This is a genomic window from Flavobacterium sp. N2038, from assembly GCF_025947185.1.
GTDB lineage: Bacteria > Bacteroidota > Bacteroidia > Flavobacteriales > Flavobacteriaceae > Flavobacterium.
This window is the reverse complement of sequence record NZ_CP110001.1, coordinates 546,237-561,497: the sequence shown is the minus strand read 5'-3', so window position 1 is coordinate 561,497 and position 15,261 is coordinate 546,237. Positions and strand designations below refer to the sequence as shown.

The 15,261-nt window shown below is 33.2% G+C and carries 15 protein-coding genes; 10 read left to right on the top strand and 5 right to left on the bottom strand.

All coding sequences use genetic code 11. The features are described from left to right. Positions 1 to 11 precede the first annotated feature (11 nt). The 5 genes from dut to OLM51_RS02430 all read left to right on the top strand — a co-directional run bounded on the left by dut (position 12) and on the right by OLM51_RS02430 (position 5,022). Positions 12 to 446 (top strand): dUTP diphosphatase, encoded by a 435-nt coding sequence (gene dut / locus OLM51_RS02450; RefSeq protein ID WP_264552832.1) that lies wholly within the window; start codon positions 12 to 14, stop codon positions 444 to 446. 95 nt (positions 447 to 541) lie between these two features. Next, positions 542 to 1,558 (top strand): sugar phosphate nucleotidyltransferase, encoded by a 1,017-nt coding sequence (locus tag OLM51_RS02445; RefSeq protein WP_264552831.1) that lies wholly within the window; start codon positions 542 to 544, stop codon positions 1,556 to 1,558. Positions 1,559 to 1,609: 51 nt separating this feature from the next. After that, a complete protein-coding gene (locus tag OLM51_RS02440; RefSeq protein WP_264552830.1) occupies positions 1,610 to 2,959 on the top strand; it encodes a tetratricopeptide repeat protein in 1,350 nt (449 codons plus the stop codon). A gap of 3 nt (positions 2,960 to 2,962) precedes the next feature. Next, complete coding sequence (locus tag OLM51_RS02435) at positions 2,963 to 3,745, top strand: DUF4292 domain-containing protein (RefSeq protein WP_264552829.1); 783 nt, start codon at positions 2,963 to 2,965, stop codon at positions 3,743 to 3,745. Between the two features lie 23 nt (positions 3,746 to 3,768). Further along, positions 3,769 to 5,022: a murein hydrolase activator EnvC family protein gene (locus OLM51_RS02430; protein ID WP_264552828.1), complete on the top strand. Its 1,254-nt coding sequence runs from the start codon at positions 3,769 to 3,771 to the stop codon at positions 5,020 to 5,022. A 34-nt stretch (positions 5,023 to 5,056) separates the two neighbouring features. On the opposite strand, the gene OLM51_RS02425 is transcribed toward OLM51_RS02430, so the two are convergent. Continuing rightward, the gene (locus tag OLM51_RS02425) at positions 5,057 to 5,476 is read right to left on the bottom strand and encodes an HPP family protein (protein ID WP_264552827.1); all 420 of its coding nucleotides are present in this window, start codon (positions 5,474 to 5,476) and stop codon (positions 5,057 to 5,059) included. A gap of 228 nt (positions 5,477 to 5,704) precedes the next feature. Here OLM51_RS02425 and rbfA point away from each other — a divergent pair, with 228 nt between their 5' ends. The 5 genes from rbfA to OLM51_RS02400 all read left to right on the top strand — a co-directional run bounded on the left by rbfA (position 5,705) and on the right by OLM51_RS02400 (position 9,554). Continuing rightward, the gene (gene rbfA / locus OLM51_RS02420) at positions 5,705 to 6,097 is read left to right on the top strand and encodes a 30S ribosome-binding factor RbfA (RefSeq protein ID WP_264552826.1); all 393 of its coding nucleotides are present in this window, start codon (positions 5,705 to 5,707) and stop codon (positions 6,095 to 6,097) included. A gap of 1 nt (position 6,098) precedes the next feature. After that, a complete protein-coding gene (locus OLM51_RS02415; protein WP_264552825.1) occupies positions 6,099 to 7,298 on the top strand; it encodes an ABC transporter permease in 1,200 nt (399 codons plus the stop codon). Positions 7,299 to 7,468: 170 nt separating this feature from the next. Then, positions 7,469 to 8,896 (top strand): MATE family efflux transporter, encoded by a 1,428-nt coding sequence (locus OLM51_RS02410; RefSeq protein WP_264552824.1) that lies wholly within the window; start codon positions 7,469 to 7,471, stop codon positions 8,894 to 8,896. Between the two features lie 119 nt (positions 8,897 to 9,015). Next, complete coding sequence (locus tag OLM51_RS02405; protein ID WP_264552823.1) at positions 9,016 to 9,273, top strand: type II toxin-antitoxin system Phd/YefM family antitoxin; 258 nt, start codon at positions 9,016 to 9,018, stop codon at positions 9,271 to 9,273. A gap of 5 nt (positions 9,274 to 9,278) precedes the next feature. Beyond that, on the top strand, positions 9,279 to 9,554 hold the full coding sequence (locus OLM51_RS02400; RefSeq protein ID WP_264552822.1) for a Txe/YoeB family addiction module toxin: 276 nt from the start codon (positions 9,279 to 9,281) through the stop codon (positions 9,552 to 9,554). An 85-nt stretch (positions 9,555 to 9,639) separates the two neighbouring features. Here OLM51_RS02400 and dusB read toward each other — a convergent pair whose 3' ends face one another. From dusB to OLM51_RS02380, 4 genes are all read right to left on the bottom strand, one after another. Continuing rightward, the gene (gene dusB, locus OLM51_RS02395; protein ID WP_089053569.1) at positions 9,640 to 10,632 is read right to left on the bottom strand and encodes a tRNA dihydrouridine synthase DusB; all 993 of its coding nucleotides are present in this window, start codon (positions 10,630 to 10,632) and stop codon (positions 9,640 to 9,642) included. A 150-nt stretch (positions 10,633 to 10,782) separates the two neighbouring features. Then, positions 10,783 to 12,072, bottom strand: a complete 1,290-nt coding sequence (locus OLM51_RS02390) for a phenylacetate--CoA ligase family protein (protein ID WP_264552821.1) — start codon at positions 12,070 to 12,072, stop codon at positions 10,783 to 10,785. Further along, complete coding sequence (locus OLM51_RS02385) at positions 12,069 to 13,736, bottom strand: C45 family autoproteolytic acyltransferase/hydolase (RefSeq protein WP_264552820.1); 1,668 nt, start codon at positions 13,734 to 13,736, stop codon at positions 12,069 to 12,071. The genes OLM51_RS02390 and OLM51_RS02385 overlap by 4 nt, the downstream gene beginning before the upstream one ends. A 7-nt stretch (positions 13,737 to 13,743) precedes the next feature. Next, a complete protein-coding gene (locus OLM51_RS02380) occupies positions 13,744 to 15,261 on the bottom strand; it encodes a phytoene desaturase family protein (protein ID WP_264552819.1) in 1,518 nt (505 codons plus the stop codon).

The following is a 15,261-nucleotide window of genomic DNA, read 5'->3' as shown; positions in this document are numbered from 1 at the left end:
TTAAAATAGAAATGAAAATACAAATTATCAATAAATCGCAACACGACTTGCCAAACTACGAAACAATTGCTTCGGCAGGAATGGATTTGCGTGCCAATTTAACAGAATCAATTACGTTAAAACCTTTAGAAAGAACAATTGTAAAAACAGGACTTTTTATCGAATTGCCAATTGGTTACGAAGCACAGGTAAGGCCAAGAAGCGGATTGGCTGCAAAAAAAGGAGTTACAGTTTTAAATTCTCCAGGAACTGTTGATGCTGATTACAGAGGTGAGATAGGTGTCATTTTAGTAAATTTATCAAATGAAGAATTTGTAGTTGAAAACGGAGAAAGAATTGCACAATTAGTTATCGCTAAACACGAGAGAGCGGAATGGATTGAAGTTGAAGAACTTTCAGAAACTTCAAGAGGAGCCGGTGGTTTCGGAAGCACCGGAGTAAAATAACAGATTGTACAAAATTCGTAGTGATTTTTACGTTTTAAAGAAAGAACCAAACCAGGAAGATTTTTAATCTTCTTCTAAAAAAATAAAGAATAAAAATGAAAATAATTGTTCCAATGGCGGGCCGCGGCTCGAGATTAAGACCACATACACTAACTGTTCCTAAACCATTAATTCCGGTTGCAGGAAAATCTATCGTTCACAGATTAGTTGAAGATATTGCCAAAATATTAAAAGAACCAATTGAAGAAGTCGCTTTTATTTTGGGTGATGAAGCTTTTTTTGGGGATGATGTTGTGGCAGATTTAGAGAGCTTAGCAAAAGGTCTTGGAGCAAAAGCATCTATTTATCGTCAGGATTTACCTTTAGGTACAGGCCATGCGATTATGTGTGCAAAAGAATCTTTATCAGGTCCTGCAGTTATCGCTTATGCGGATACTTTAATCAGAGCCGATTTTGAATTAGATCCATCCGCAGATGCTGTAATTTGGGTAAAACAAGTTGATCAGCCAGAAGCTTTTGGAGTAGTAAAATTAAATTCAAATAACGAAATCATAGAATTGGTTGAAAAACCAAAAGAGTTTGTAAGTGATTTAGCCGTTATCGGAATCTACTATTTTAAAGAAGTTGGTGATTTGAAAAAAGAACTTCAGGGAGTTTTGGATAATAATATTCAAAATGGGGGAGAATATCAAATCAACGATGGAATTAAAGCCATGATGGCCAACGGAAAAGTTTTCAAAACAGGAAGCGTTGACGAATGGATGGATTGCGGAAATAAAGATGTTACAGTTGAAACAAACAGCAGAATGCTTGGCTTTTTGCATAACGACGGAGAACATTTAGTAGATTATACCGTTCAGTTAGAAAACGCAACAATTATCCCTCCTTGTTTTATTGGTGAAAATGTAGTGTTGAAAAATACAACAGTTGGACCAAATGTTTCATTGGGTAAAGGATGTCATGTAACAGACAGTTCAATTAAAAATAGTTTAATACAAACTTATTCTCAGATAAAAAATGCTAACTTAGACAATGCGATGATTGGAAATCACGTTAGTTATGATGGTAAGTTTACCAGTATTAGTATTGGAGATTATTCAGTTTTAGAATAAAAGAAGTTTCTTTCAGATTCTTTTTGGTTTAAAAATGAAATTATATAAAGAATGAAAAAAGGCGTTTTAATAATTTTATTTTTTGTTTTGCTTGGCAATTCAAATTCGGTTTTGGCTCAGACTGAACCGGAGGATATTGCTATGGCAACCGATGAATATCAGGATGCTTTTTATGAATCTTTAAAACAAAAAGGGATTGAGAACTATGATAAAGCCATAGTTTCTTTAGAAAAATGTATTAAACTAAAACCAAATGATGCTGTTGCTTATTTTGAATTAGGAAAAAATTATTTGTCTTTAAAACAATATGCAAGTGCACAGGATTCTTTTGAAAAAGCAACGCAATTAGATCCGAAAAATAAGTGGTACTGGCTGGGAATTTATGATGTAAGTTACGAAACCAAAAACTATCCTTTGGCTATCGAAACCATTCAGAAGATAATTCCGTTTGACGAAGAATATAAAGACGATTTGATTTCGCTATATATGTTGACGAGTCAATTTGATAAAGCACTTTTAACGATCAATGAAATGAATGATAAGTTCGGTAAATCTGAAGATCGCGAAAGATATAAACAGCAGATTTTATCTCAGGGCAAATATCAAAATGCAGAAATTACCAATCTAATTGAACAGATTAAGAAAGATCCGAAAGAAGAATCAAATTATGTAAATCTGATTTTTTTATATTCAAAAACAGATGAAACAGACAAAGCGCTGGAAGTTGCAAAACAATTAGCAAAAGAAATTCCAAATTCTGAATGGGCTCAGGTGAGTTTGTTCAAAGTATATTTAGATGCTAATCAGGCGGATAAAGCGATTAAATCGATGAATGTAATTTTATCAAGTTCTAAAATTGATTCAAAAATAAAACATCGAACTTTAAATGAGTTTTTGATTTATACGACTAAGAATCCGCAATATGCTCCGGATTTAGAAAAAGCGATTGCTTATTTTGACAATGATCCTAATGTTGATGTTGCAAAAGAAATTGGAAAATTTTATCACAGCAAAAATCAATTTGAGAATGCAATTAAGTATTATGAAAAAGATTTAAAAGCACATTCAGATACAGATCGTGAAACCAACTTGCTTTTGCTTGAAGCTTATACGCAGGCAAAACAGTTTGATCCAATGACCAAAAGAGCAATGAACATGATAGAAGTATATCCTAGTCAGCCGCAATTTTATTATTACGCAGGACTGGGAAGCAATCAGTTAAAACAATTTAAGAACGCAAAAACCGTTCTGGAAATGGGACTTGATTATGTTGTTGATGACAAAAAACTTGAAGCAGGTTTTAATATTCAGCTTGGAGAGGCATATAATGGTTTAGGAGATGCCAAGAAAAAAGAGGAATACTTTTTGAAGGCCAATGAGTTATTAAAACAAAAGAAGTAGAAAATGAAAAAATATATTGCAATAGTATTGCTGTCAGTTTTTGTGATTTCATGTAAGTCAAAAGCCGCCGCAGTACAAAATAATACCAACAAGACAGAAGAAGCACCCAAAGAAGATAAAAAAGTAGTTGAGAAACATTATAACAATAAGTTAGATTTTTCTACATTATATATCAAAGCAAGTGCAAAATACGCTGATGAAAAACAAAGTCAGAACGTTACGGCAGAAATCAAGATAGAAAAAGACAAACAGATTTTAATTAGTGTTCGTTTTCTTGGAATCACAATGGCAAAAGCTTTAATTACTCCAACGACTGTTAGTTATTACGAAAAAATAAAAGGCACCTATTATGAAGGTGATTTTACCAGCTTAAGCCAATGGTTGGGAACTGAACTAAATTACAGCAAAGTACAGAATTTATTGGTTGGTGAAGCTTTGGATGATTTGCGAAAAGGGAAATATACACAAACCATCGTAGAAAATCTATTTAGATTAGAAGATCAAAAAGAAGAAAAAATAAAAAAAGTATTTTATCTGGATTCAGAAAAATACTTAATTCAGAAAGAAGAAATTTCACAAACTGCAGAAAACATAATGTTGGATATTGTTTATTCTGACAACAAAGTTTTTAATCAGGGAACGCTTCCTACAAGTATTGAAATTAACGCAGTTCAGCCAAAAGGGAAAACGAATATCAATTTGAATTATAATACGATTTCATTTAATGAAGAACTTTCTTTTCCATATAGTGTTCCTAGTGGGTATAAAAATGTTATAATTAAGTAAATTTGCAAAAAGAAAATAGAAACATGCCAAAATTTCTCCTAAGCCTAATTTTTATTTGTGCCACAACTTTTATGTGGGCACAGGATTCACAGCAAGAAAAACTTGAACAACGCAAAGCTCAGATTCAACAGGAAATTAGAGACAACGAAAAAATGTTGCAGTCTGTAAAGAAAAAAGAAAAATCAGCAGTTAATGTTTTTTTAATTCAGGCTAATAAAATTAAACTGAAAGAAAAGCTGATTAATACAACAGCGAAACAGGAGAAAATTTTAAGTAACGATATGTATATTAACCAGGTTCAGGTTAATAAACTAAAAAAAGAATTGACAATTTTAAAAGCAGATTATGCAAAGATGATTTTAAAATCATACAAAAGCAGATCTGAACAAAGCAGAGCCATGTTTATTCTGTCTTCAGAAAGTTTTTTACAAGCATATAAAAGAGCACAATACTTAAAACAATACACTAATTTTAGAAAAAATCAAGGTTTAGAAATTCAGTCTAAATCGGCTCAATTACTTGATTTTAATGCAAAATTAGATGGTCAGAGACAAGTTAAGAAAAAGATTATTGCAGAAAACGAGAAAGAAAAAGTAAGTCTGGAAGCCGAAAAGAAAGAACAACAAAAACTCGTTAATTCGATTAAAAAAGATAAAAGTAAAATTATTGCCGATACTAAAAGCAAACAGGCAGAAGCAAAAAGAATCGACAGACAAATTGATCGTTTGATTCGTGAAGCCATTGCTGAAGCAAATAGAAAAGCCGCAGCAGAAAGAGCGAAGGAGAATCCGGGATCGAAAGAACCAGTTGCCGCTGTTTCATCTTCTAAAATTGCATTAACACCAGAAGGTAAAATTTTGGCTGCAGACTTTAAAGCAAACCGAGGAAAATTACCCTGGCCGGTTGAAAAAGGGTTTATTTCATTAGGTTATGGAGATCAGCAACATCCGCTTTATCCAGATGTAAAAGTTCATAATTCAGGTGTAGAGATTACAACAGAACAAGGAGCAACAGCCCGCGCTGTGTTTGAAGGTGAAGTTTCGAGTGTAATGGTTTTATCGCCAGTCAATCGCGCCGTTATGATTCAGCATGGAGATTATTTTACTGTATATCAAAATCTAAGTCAGGTATTTGTAAGTAAGGGAGATAAAGTAAATATCAAACAAAGTATAGGAAAAGTAAGAACCAGTGGAGACACAGGAAAAACGATTATCAAATTCCTGATTCTTCAGAATACATCAAATAACAATCCGGAAGGATGGTTACAAAACAGATAATAAAAAAGGGAGCTATATAGCTCCCTTTTCTTATTTAATCATACTGCTCTAAAAAATATTTAATAACATCAGTAGTAGTAACAATACCTTTTAATTCTCCGTTGTCAACAACTGGTAAGGCATGAAATTCTTCCTTAGCAAAAATCTCGGCTAAATCTCTCACAGTAATGTCAGAGGTAACAGTTTTGGGTTTCGAAGTCATTACCTGAGAAATAGAAAGCATTTCCAATATTGCTTCATCAGCACCTTCCTGTCCTTCAAACAAAGCACCAAAAGTAAGTCGGTTAATATCTGTTCTGCTAATTATTCCAATTACTTCTTTGCCTTTTACAATTGGAATATGGCGGATGGTATTTTTTCTTAACTTTTCAACTACAGTTTTCAAATCTTCTTTTTCATTTGCAGTCACTACCGTTTTGGTCATAATGTGACTAATTGGTTCTCTTTTTTTCATGATAATAAGTTGTTATGTTCCCATCAAAGTTGTGAATTATTTGAAACATATAATATGATTTTTATCATCTTTAGTGTTTGTAAATAAGAGTATTAGTTGTTTTTTGTCGCAAGATTTTAAGAGCCGATAAAAGAATTAATTTTAGAAAAACAAGATATCGATACAAAAATCATTTTATTGTTTATTTGAAATTGTATTGATTGAATTTAAAAATAGTATTTTTGCACTATGGAAACAAACAGACAGAAAAAAATAGGCGGTGTCATCCAAAAAGATTTGGTTGATATTTTGCAAGGTGAAGTGCGAAAAAACGGAATTAGCAATTTAGTAATTTCAGTATCCAAAGTTAGTGTAACTACAGATTTGTCTGTAGCAACAGTATATTTAAGTATTTTTCCTCAGGAGAAAGCACAAGAAACTTTAGAAGGAATAAAATCAAATACGACTTTAATCAAACACGATTTATCGCAACGTGTACGCTTGCAATTACGTCGCGTACCAAACCTTGTATTTTTTATCGATGACTCATTAGACTATATCGAAAAAATAGACAATGCATTAGCAGATAAAGAAAACCCAATAGAAAACCGTGATCTTTTAGAAAAGAGAAGAAAATCATAAATTGAATTTCCCCCTTTACATAGCCAAACGTTATATTTTTAGCAGAAGTAAAAATAATGCTATCAATATTATTAACCGTATTGCCAGCATGGGAATCATAGTTGGTACAATGGCTTTGTTTGTGGTTTTGTCCGTTTTTAGCGGATTAAAGGTTTTTAGTCTTTCATTTACAAATGAAATTGATCCTGATTTAAAATTGACAAGTACACTTGGAAAATCATTTTTAATTAGTCCGGATCAGGAAAATCAGGTAAAAAAAATCGAAGGCGTTGTTTCGTATACTAAAATAATCGAAGAGCGGGTTTTATTTTTATTTAAAGACAAGCAAAAAGTTACCTATTTAAAAGGTGTCGATCGTAATTATCCTGTAGTTAACGATATCAAGAAAAAACTTTTTAACGGACAATGGCTTAAACCAGATACCTATCAGGTAGTAATTGGTTATGGAATTTCACGTGATTTTTCGTTAGGAATTCTGGATTTCGAAAACCCATTACAGATATTTGCGCCAAAACCAGGAAAAGGTGCAATCGAAAACCCCGAAGAGGCTTTTGCAAAAACAGATGTATTGCCTGTTGGGACATATTCAATCAGTGAAGATTTAGATTCAAAATATGTTTTTGCCGACTTAGGTTTGGTGCAGGAATTATTAACATACAAACCAAATCAAATTTCAGGACTGGAATTTAATCTGAAAGAGAATGCAAATGAAAAGGCCATCAGATCAAAACTAGAAGAGATTTTTAAAAATAAAGTTACTTTAAAAAACAGAGCCCAACTAAACGAATCTCTGTATAAAATGCTTAATACTGAGAACATAGCGGTATATCTGATTTTTACCTTAGTAATAATTGTAGCACTTTTTAATTTGATTGGTGCTTTGATCATGATGATTTTAGAGAAGAAAGGAAACCTCAAAACCCTTTTTAATCTTGGTACAGAAATTAGTCATTTGCGAAAAATATTTTTGTTACAGGGAACTTTACTAAGTGTTTTTGGTGGTATAATCGGGCTTATTTTAGGAGTAATTTTAGTACTGTTGCAACAACGCTACGAACTCATTATGATCACGCCAACTTTGGCATTTCCGGTTGTGTTTACTGTTGAGAATATTTTGATTGTTTTAGGAACTATAGTTTCACTTGGTTTTCTGGCGTCTTTAATTGCTTGCAGCCGAGTAAGCAAAAAGCTGCTGGATTAGTATTTCTGCCTAAAAAATATTACTTATATTTATCGTCTTAAAAATCTACAGTTTATGATTGTTTCTGCCTAATCCTATTTTATTTTTTGAATAATTAGGATACTTACGTTTTTTTTCTCGAGTTCAGATTTTTGAATCTGGGCCAATATTATCATTTATCCTAACATATCATGACAGAAACTACGATAAAGAAAAGTTTATTTTCTAAAATTTATACCACTTTAAAGCAAGCATTAAAAGGAGACGAATCTTTTGATTATACTTCGGGAAGTATCAAAAAAGCTGTAATTCTATTAGCAATTCCAATGGTTTTGGAAATGATGATGGAATCGGTTTTTGCTTTGGTCGATTTATATTTCGTTGGGCATTTAGAACACAGCAGTTTTGCAATTCAAACTGTTGGATTAACAGAGTCTGTTTTAACAATTATATATTCTCTGGACATTGGATTAAGTATGGCAGCAACGGCAGTTGTAGCAAGGCGTATAGGAGAAAAAGATCCTGTAGCTGCGGCAAAAGCTGGAATGCAGGCTATTGTTATTGCATTTGTATTAAGTATTTTTATGAGTATTTTTGGAATTATCTATGCCAAAGATATTCTTTTATTCATGGGAGCTTCTGCTGAAGCTGCTGAACATGGATTTAGATACACTCAAATTATGATTGGCTCAAGTTTATGTATTACGTTTTTATTCTTGATAAACGGAATTTTTCGCGGTGCAGGAAATGCTGCAATTGCAATGAAAAGTCTTTGGATTGCTAATATTTGTAATATTATTTTGTGCCCAATTTTAATTAATGGTTTCGGGTCAATTCCGGCTTTCGGATTAGTTGGTGCGGCTATTGCTACAACTTTAGGAAGAAGCATTGGGGTTGTGTATCAAATTTATCATTTGTTCTACGGAAATGGAGTTTTAAAAATTAAAATTTCCTATTTGATTCCAGATTTCAAGCAGATAAAAGCTTTAGTTAAAATTGCTGCTCCCGGAGTTTTACAGTTTGTAATTGCATCCTGCAGTTGGATTTTCTTAGCACAATTAGTAGCTACAACAGGAGGAGACCATGGCTCAGCTGGTTATCAGACTGCTTTAAGAATTATGATGTTTTTCATTCTACCGGCTTGGGGATTAAGTAATGCCGCAGCCACATTGGTTGGGCAAAATTTAGGTGCGAAAGAAATAGAGCGTGCTGAAAAATCAGTTTTTACTACTGCCAAATACAACGTGATTTTCATGGCCTCGATTATGATTATTACACTGTGTTTTGGCCAGTATATAATTTCGTTTTTCACTAATGACGAAACAGTAAAAACTATTGCAGTTGAAGCTTTGCAAATCATGAGCATCGGATTTATTTTCTACGGAATCGGAATGGTTTTAATCAATACTTTCAATGGAGCAGGAGATACCTGGACACCAACCGGAATTAATTTCTTTGGGTTTTGGCTTTTTCAAATTCCGCTGGCTTTTGTGTTGGCAAAACATTTTAATATGGGACCAACAGGAGTTTTTATTGCCATTCCAGTTGCCGAAACCGCAATAACTTTAGCTGGAATCTTTTTCTATAAAAGAGGAAAGTGGAAACGTGTTCAGGTATAATAAAAAAACTTTCATATTTGGAAGCTATTTTATAGAATTAAAAGTTAAATATTTTATAAGTCAAATATTAAAAGTACAAAATATTGTACCTTTGAACGTACGTTTAAAAGCGCCAGATTATGAAAGCAATTACAATATCAACATTACGAAAGAATATAAAAAACTATTTTGATGAAGTTTCAGAATCATCAGAAGTAATTGTCGTTCCGAGAAATTCGGAAGAAGACGCGGTTGTAATAATTTCTATGAAAGAATACAATTCAATATTAGAAACACAGCATTTATTATCAACTAAGGCAAATAGAAAAAGACTTTCGGAATCTATAGAACAAATGGAAAAAGGAAAACTTATGGACTTTAACCTAGATGAGCTTTAGATTATATGAACATTTGTTTTACTAAAAATGGCTGGGAAGAATTTGGGTATTGGCTAGAAAACGATGCAGATACTGCACTAAAAATAAAAGAATTAATAAAATCTATACGTGAGAATCCTTTTAAAGGAATTGGGAAACCAGAGCCTTTAAGACATGACCTAAAAAGTTTTTGGTCTCGCAGAATAACAGGAGAACATCGACTGGTTTATAAAGTTTCAGGAACAAAAGGTGTTGATCAAAAATGTGTAATTTTGCAATGTCGTTTTCATTATGATGAATAACTAAAAAAGACCTTCAAATTTTGAAGGTCTTTTTTAGTTATAGATGTTTGTCAAAGTTTTAAACGTTGACAAAGATTAAATATTTTTAAGCAAATTCATATCCTGCATAAACCTGTTCGATTTCTTTCATAATAGCGAATAAATCTTCAGGTGCGTCTGTGGTAACTAATTTTTGTTTGAATTCTTTGAAAGAGTGAATTCCTTTAAAATAATTGGTATAATGACGACGCATTTCTACAATTCCCAGACGTTCGCCTTTCCAGTCCATTGACCATTGCAAATGATTTCTGGCAGCTTCTACACGATCAATAACTGTTGGAGCAGGTAAGTGCTCTCCGGTTTTAAAATAGTGCTTTATTTCGTTAAAAATCCATGGATAACCAATTGCCGCACGGCCAATCATTATACCATCGATTCCGTATTCGTTTTTATATTTTAATGCTTTTTCCGGATTGTCGATATCACCATTTCCAAAAATAGGCATAGTAATTCTTGGGTTGTTTTTTACTCTTGCAATGTGTGACCAGTCAGAATGACCTTTATACATTTGGGCACGGGTTCTGGCGTGAATCGTTAAAGCTTGAACACCAATATCCTGAAGTCTTTCTGCAACTTCGTCAATATTAATAGAATTTTCGTCCCAGCCTAAACGTGTTTTAACTGTAACGGGTAAATCGGTACTTCTGATCACTGCTTTTGTTAAACGCACCATCAAATCGACATCTTTTAAAACTCCGGCTCCTGCACCTTTACAAACTACTTTTTTTACTGGACACCCAAAATTAATATCTACTAAATCTGGTTTTACTGTAGAAACAATTTTAGACGAAAGTGCCATTGCTTCTTCATCACCACCAAAAATCTGAATTCCAACCGGACGTTCGTAATCAAAAATATCCAGTTTCATTCGGCTTTTTATAGCATCACGAATTAATCCTTCCGACGAAATAAATTCAGAATACATCATGTCTGCTCCGTGCGTTTTGCATAATCTGCGAAACGGCGGATCACTAACATCTTCCATCGGTGCGAGTAATAAAGGAAATTCGGGTAATTCTATGTTGCCAATCTTGACCATCTTCGTAATTTTTTGCAAAATTACAACTTTTTAATCGAATTTGTACAATTCGAGGTGCAAAGGCTCAAAGGAACAAAGGTTCAAAGGCTTTTTTATCAGACGATTAAGAAAACTTTGCGCCTCTGAACCTCTGAACCTTTGTACCTTATACTAAGTTCTATAGTCGAAAAATCGAATTGGTTTTCGGCTCATCGGATTAAAAACTAGCGGATTTAAAGTTTCTTTTGAGGCGAATTCTATTTTTGGAGTCACTCTCAATTTGGCTCTGAAATGATCTTTTATTTCCTGTAGAAATTCAGGAGTCTGATTTTTTACAGCAATTTTAATTACGATTTCATCCGTTCCCAAATCGTTAGTAGAAATTTCAATAATATGATTTTCGATATTGTCAAAACCACTTAAAACATCGTTCATTGCTGGCGGATAAAGTGTTGTTCCTTTATACTTTATCATATGTTTTTTGCGTCCGATAACCGGGCCAACACGCAGAGTGTTTCTTCCGCAAGAACAGGGTTCGTTATGAAGCTGAACAATATCTCCGGTTTTAAAACGCAATAATGGCATGGCTTCAATACCTAAAGTAGTAAAAGTTAGTTCGCCGACTTCCCCGCTTTTTACAGGCATATTATTTTCATCTAAAACTTCAACAATAATAAGTTCCGGATGATGATGCCCGCCTCTTCCATGTTCACATTCAGTAAATGCAGTACTCATTTCGGTAGAAGCATAAGTAGAGAATAACTTAATATTCCATTTATCTGTAATTTTTTTGGATAAAATATTCATCGAAAAATCCTGATCTCTCAAAGATTCTCCAATACATATTGCGCCTTTTATACTTGAATTATTGTAATCGATTCCGTGAATTTCGGCATATTCAATTAACTTCAGTAAAAAAGAAGGAACGGTAATTAAATGAGTTGGATTGTATTTTAAAATAGAATCCCATTGCATTTCCGGAATTCCTGCACCCACACGAATGACACCTACTTTCAATTTTCTTAACCCTAGAAAATAAGCTAAACCAGCCATAAATTTTCTATCAATTGTGGTCATTAATTGTACCACATCGCCTTCAGAAATTCCGGCGCAGGCAAAAGATATCGCTTCATTGTAAGCCAGTCGATCCAGATCAGAATCGGTTAAACCAAAAGTTACAGGATCACCTAATGTTCCTGATGTTGAGGCATAATCAATAATTTTGTGCTGTGGAACACACAAGAAATCGTCGTTGTATTGCTGTAAATCTTCTTTTGTAGTAAGAGGTAAATATTGTAAATCTTCTAGTGTTTTGATTTTTGAAATATCAATATTTTTTCTGGCAAAAAGACGCTTATAAAAAGGTGAATTTTCGCTGATATAATGTAAAAGTTCGATCAATTTTTGTTCCTGAAAAATTTTAATTTCTTCTAAAGAATTTTTCTCTATTGCTGGAATCATTGTAATTTTCTTTTGAGTTTTTTTAAATATTTTTCAATTTTTGCTTTTTCAGGAGCAGTGGTAATTTCTTTCGTTAGTGCTTTTTCAAAATTAGTCTGAGCAGCGCGGAATTGTTTTTTTTGATAAAAGTACAACCCTGCTTTGTAATATACAACCCAATAATCTGGGTTTAGCGATTGATAATGCTGAATAAATTCAGGAGAAACGGTTTCTTTCTTCTTCAGATATAAATCCATTTGATGATTTTCTGCTTTAAACTTTTTAAAGTTTTGAAAAGCTTCTGTTTTTATAAAAGGATCTTTTGCAATATTTAAATTTTCCAGTTCAAAGGAAATAGCTTTATTTGATGGTTTTCCCTTAAAAATAGAATCCAGATTATAACAGACAAATTCGCCTAATTGATACGGATTTGCCGAAACCCAAACTAGTTTTTCTTTTGGCTTAAAAATGATTCCATGATGCGCCAGTAATTGATTTAGTGCTTTTTCATTACCAAAACCAAGAGGAATATCATTTAAACCTTCTTTATTTCTAAGAATTTCTGAAGCAATTTGTGGGTTTATTTTTTTGTTTTTGGCCAAAAGTTCCTGCATTTTTTCAAAGCGATATTCAGAATGACTGTTTGCAATTTGTGTTTTATTTCGTTCATCATTCTTAAAAGCGTCACTTTGAAAGTGATTCGAACAAATTAGCTGATTACTGTTTGGAACATCATAAATGTCTATTTTTTTGGGAGAAACTTCAATAAGAACCGCTTTGTTATCTTGGGCACTTCCAACCATGATTGATTCAGAAACAAAAACTTTTCTCTTTTTTGCAATTGAAACAGCTTCTTCAATAGTTGCAGCATGTTGTAGAATTTCCCTGGTCAAAATCGAAATTGGCGTTTTGGCACTTAAAGGAATTTCTGATTTTGCAGCATTAATTGTAACTGTTAAACCTTGCTGGTTCATTCCGGAAACAGCGCCAATCATTCCGGGCCAGGAAACCATCATAAAATTATGACCTTGTTTCGGTTTTATAAACGCGATAATTTTATTTTCTGCGAAAGCATCATTGACATAAAAATCAAAATTACGCCCTAAAATTAAATTTCCGTCTTCAGATTTTTCATTCCATGCTGCAAAAGACGAACATCCAACTAGAGCTAAATCCTGCAATGCATGCCCAATATCGTGTGCTGCATGCAAATATAAACCGCGCTGATATTGTGGCGCAATATTGTCAAAGTCGTGCGAAGTATATTGTGAGACCCCAAAAATTTCGGTTTGATATTCTTCCGGTACATTTGAATATAACTTTCGATTGTACCATTTTAGAAAATAACGCAGCATTTTTTGCTCAAATTTGGAAGGAACAAAATCTTTAATTTTCGAGAAAAAAATCTGTTGTTGTCTATGTAAAAGTGAATCGGATAAAGCACCGGTATTAAGACCAATTTCCAGAGGATCGCCTTCAACATATAATTCCCAGATCCCTTGTTTATTTTTTAAAAGCGAATTATTGCCCGAAATAAAACTGCTGTCAGAAAGTTTGGTTACGATAGGTTTTTCTGCATTATAATTGGAAATATCAGGCTGATGTTTTTTTGATTTTGCTGTACCACAAGAAATCAGAATTCCCAAAAAACCGATAGTGAATAGATATGTAATTCGGTTTTTCATAATTCTTTTATTCAGTCGTCTGATTAATTTTATTGATGAGATATTCTTTTCCAACTAGTTCAGAACAGGTTACAACAGCTCCAATTGTCACGCCCAAAACACCATGCATATTAATGCTTTGACCAGTAAGATACAGATTTTCCAGTTTTGTTTTAGACGGTATCAAAGTCTTCAGTGGATTTCCGGAATCTTTAACATAACCGTACATATTTCCATTATCACCGCCAATGTAATCGCGGTAAGAAAGTGGAGTCGAAGTATGAATTGATTTAATACAATCTCTGATTCCGGGAAACTTTAATTCTATTTCATCTAAAAATTTAGCCGCTTTTCTGGTTTTGAATTCTTCATAACTTTCACCGCGATCGTTGTTTTCTACAGTCGTATTAAACGTTTCTGTCCAGGGCAAAACATCATCAAATTTCATATAGGTTATAAAAGTCATTCCGTCAGCCCAGATCTCATCTTTTTTAGAAGCGTTCATGGAAGCCATATATGTTTTTGGCCAGGAATTTTCGTCGTATTCGTGTGCCGTCCAGACTTCGGTGCTATTTTTAAAATGATAATAATTATGATTGATGTATTTGAATGTTTCCGGTTTAAAAACAAGATATAGACTAAAAGCCGAGAGTACACCTTCAAGATTTTGAATTCGGTTAAAGAATGGTTTTCTGAAATTTTGCTCACCCGCCATTTTCAAAGTCGTTTTGGGTTCGATATTCGAAATAAAATAAGTGCCGGAAACCTGGGTTCCGTCTTTCATTTCGACAAAATTTACTTTATGATTTTCGACATCAAAACGAGTAACTTCTTTACGTTTATAAAATTCTCCACCGTGTTTTTTAAGCTGTTTTAAAAGCTGTTTTGTAATCTGACTTCCTCCGTTAATACAACGCCAGGAACTTTGAATGTAAGAATTGACAATTAGTGCATGAACATAAAAAGGCGATTTATCCGGAATACCGGCATACAAAAAGTTAGAACCTGCTAATACCGCTTTTAATTTTTCATTTTGAGTAAATGAATCAATCGTTTCTTTTGCATTAAGCGTGAGTATTTCAGGATCATATTTTCCTTCCCATTCTAAATTATAAAGTGGAAAAGAATCACAAATTGTTTTTAAATTCTCGCAGTATTTTTGAATATTTTCTTTCTCTTCCGGAAAGTAAATGCTTAGTTGATGAACAAAATTTTCATAGCCTTGAGCATGCGGGTATTCGGTTTGATCATCTTCAAAAGAAATAATATCAAAAGCATTTTTATCTAATTTTTTTAGATTTAGCTTATCGATAATTCCTAAATATTTAAAATATTTATAGAGGTTCTGACCTTCATCCAAGCCGCCGATATAATGAATTCCGGTATCAAAAATAGTTTTATCGCGAACAAAAGTCTGGAGATTTCCTCCATACTGATTGTTTTTTTCGAGTACACAAACGCTGTAGCCTTCTTTCGCCAGAATAATGGCAGAAACTAATCCGCCCAAACCACTGCCTACAATTACTACATCGTACTGTTCTTTCAT